At 70.8% G+C, this 2,221-nt stretch carries 2 protein-coding genes; one reads left to right on the top strand and one right to left on the bottom strand.

Going from position 1 to position 2,221, the window contains the following annotated elements; translation table 11 throughout:
- On the bottom strand, nucleotides 1-1,880 hold a 1,880-nt coding region (locus tag B4L26_RS01350), incomplete at its 3' end, for a helicase-associated domain-containing protein (protein ID WP_290714907.1).
- A 66-nt stretch (nucleotides 1,881-1,946) separates the two neighbouring features.
- Here B4L26_RS01350 and B4L26_RS01345 point away from each other — a divergent pair.
- A complete protein-coding gene (locus B4L26_RS01345) occupies nucleotides 1,947-2,177 on the top strand; it encodes a hypothetical protein (protein ID WP_324550326.1) in 231 nt (76 codons plus the stop codon).
- The last annotated feature ends 44 nt before the right edge of the window (nucleotides 2,178-2,221 follow it).

Genomic DNA, 2,221 nt, shown 5'->3' with positions numbered 1-2,221 from the left:
AGCGCGTCGAGCACGTCGCGCAGCGGTGCCGGTGACACCAGAACGGTCGGGGCGAGGGGGCGCAGCGCCACCGCGTCGGCCTCCTTGCTGCGCAGGACCGCGGCCATCGTCGCCGGGTCGTCGCAGCGCACGAACGACGAGGCGACGCCGACGCGCAGCGTGCCGTGCCGTCGCGCGACGTCTTCCACCAGATACGTCAGGGCCTGCGGGACCGGGGTCTTCGAATGGTTGTGCAGCAGCGCGACGATCTCGGCGCCGGTGTGTCCGGCGTCGAGTGCCCGGCGCACACTGTCTTCGGTGACGCGGTACACCGACGCCGCGCCCGCCGACTCGAGCTCGGCGATGAGCGCGACCTGCGGGGCCAGCTCGGCAGTCATCGGCCCGGGCACCATGAGCGTCAGGTCGGCCTGGGCGAGGAAGTGATCGACCGGTGCCGGCAAGGCTTTGTCCATCGCGCCGGTCAACTCGTCGTCGGCCGGACCGGCCAAGAGGAGGCGCCCGACCTCGGTGAGGGCCCCATGGGCCACCAGACCCAGTTCTGTCGCCTCGCGCAGTGTGTGCTGGGCCGCCTGGCGCGTCAGCCGTCGCCGCATGCGGGGCCGACGCCACAGCGTCCGAGAGACCAGGTCGTCGATTGACGGCGCCACCCCGGGGTCGGCCTGTGCGAGTGATTCCAGCAGTTGGCGGCGCTCACGCGGTGCGGCGAAGTCGGATTGGACGACGACTGCGCCGATCACCTTGCCCTCGGCGTCGCGCTCTCCGATCAGCCATGGGCGATGGGTCAGCATCAGCCAGGACGTGGCCAAGCCCGCCCACTTGCGCGCAGGATTGTGGTGGGCCCACGCATCGGCGAGCGGGGTCGGCGCCCAGATCCGAGCGGCGTCGTAGCCCTGCGACTCGGGTTGGGCGTAACCCACGGCGATCAGCTGCTGCGCGGCGCAGAGCTCGAGGATCAGTCCGACACGCTGCGCGGTAAGCCCGGTGTCCTTGGCGATGCGGCGCAGTTCTCGGATGCCGATGCCACTGGAGCTGAGTTCGGGTGCCGGAGTGCGACCCAGGCTGTCGAGCACGTCGGCGGTCTCACGGAGCAGTTCCAGCGCAGCCCCGGCGGCCGTGGCCGACAGTGCGGCAGGTCCACCGAGTGCCGACGCCGTGGTCGTCGCGGCCGGCAGTGGCGGCGGGCGCAGATCATCGATGCGCAGTGGCGGCTCCCCGCGGATCAACTGCGCGACGGTGGGGTGGATCTCGACGAGTTGGCGGTCGACGCGCGCGACGAGGCCCGCGGCGAGCAGGCGGGGGACCGGTCGCGCCGGGTCGGCGTCGGGTCCGGCGTCGTTGGTCATCCCGACGCTGGGGCCCATCGCGAGGGCGGTGAGGACTTCGCGCGGACCGTCGTCGAGGTCGTCGAGCAGTTCCTGCCACTGGAGGGGCGTGCGGGGCGCTTGGTCGGTGGCGATGTGTCGGGCGCGCCAGGGCAGAGCGGCGGTGGTATGCCCGGCGATGTGTAGTCCGGCGTCCTCCCGCCAGACGATGGCGAGGTCGACGAGGGTGGCCAGGTGGGCGTTGATCTGTGCGGCCGCGGCCCGTCCCGACAGTGCTTTGCGGACCGCCGCGTCGCTGACTGCTCGTCGGGCACGACTGCCGCGGTCGCCCTCGGTGGCCGCGAGGAGCACCTCGAGGATCGCGGCGTGCAGCAGGTCCAACTCTTCGCCGACGACGTTGATCGAGCCCGCCGACATCGCCCGCTGCGCGAGGACGTTCACTCCGCCCGGTGGTGGTGAAGCCAGATCCGGGCGGGCGCCCAGGAGGGCGACCAACTCGTCGTCGGGGCGTTGGGAGAGCACGTGTGCCAATCCGCTCGGCTGGTCGGTGGCACTCACGGGGTTGAGTGTAGTGGTGGGCGGTTCACTGCCCGGGGCGTGCGGGCGCATGGCAGAATGAGCGTCGTGAGCGCAAACGAAATCGTCGAAGACGCCAAGCAGGACGTCGAAGAAGTCATCGCGGAATCCAAGCGGCACTACGTCGATAACGGCTGGCCCTACCCGGACGGCGAGCACGCAGTGTCGGAGTTCGCCGCCGGAATCGCGGGCGCACTGTCGCCGTTCGGCACCACCGAGCTCCCGCTGCCGGAGGACAAGCTGCTCTACACGAACCCGTTGACCATCATCAACACCTAGGATCCACGGCCACCTAGGGCCACTGACTACAAAGGCGCCCCGCA

The organism is Gordonia sp. UBA7599 (genome assembly GCA_002477755.1).
GTDB lineage: Bacteria > Actinomycetota > Actinomycetes > Mycobacteriales > Mycobacteriaceae > Gordonia.
Note: the sequence above shows the minus strand (reverse complement) of the source record. Positions and strands in the feature narration are given on the sequence as shown.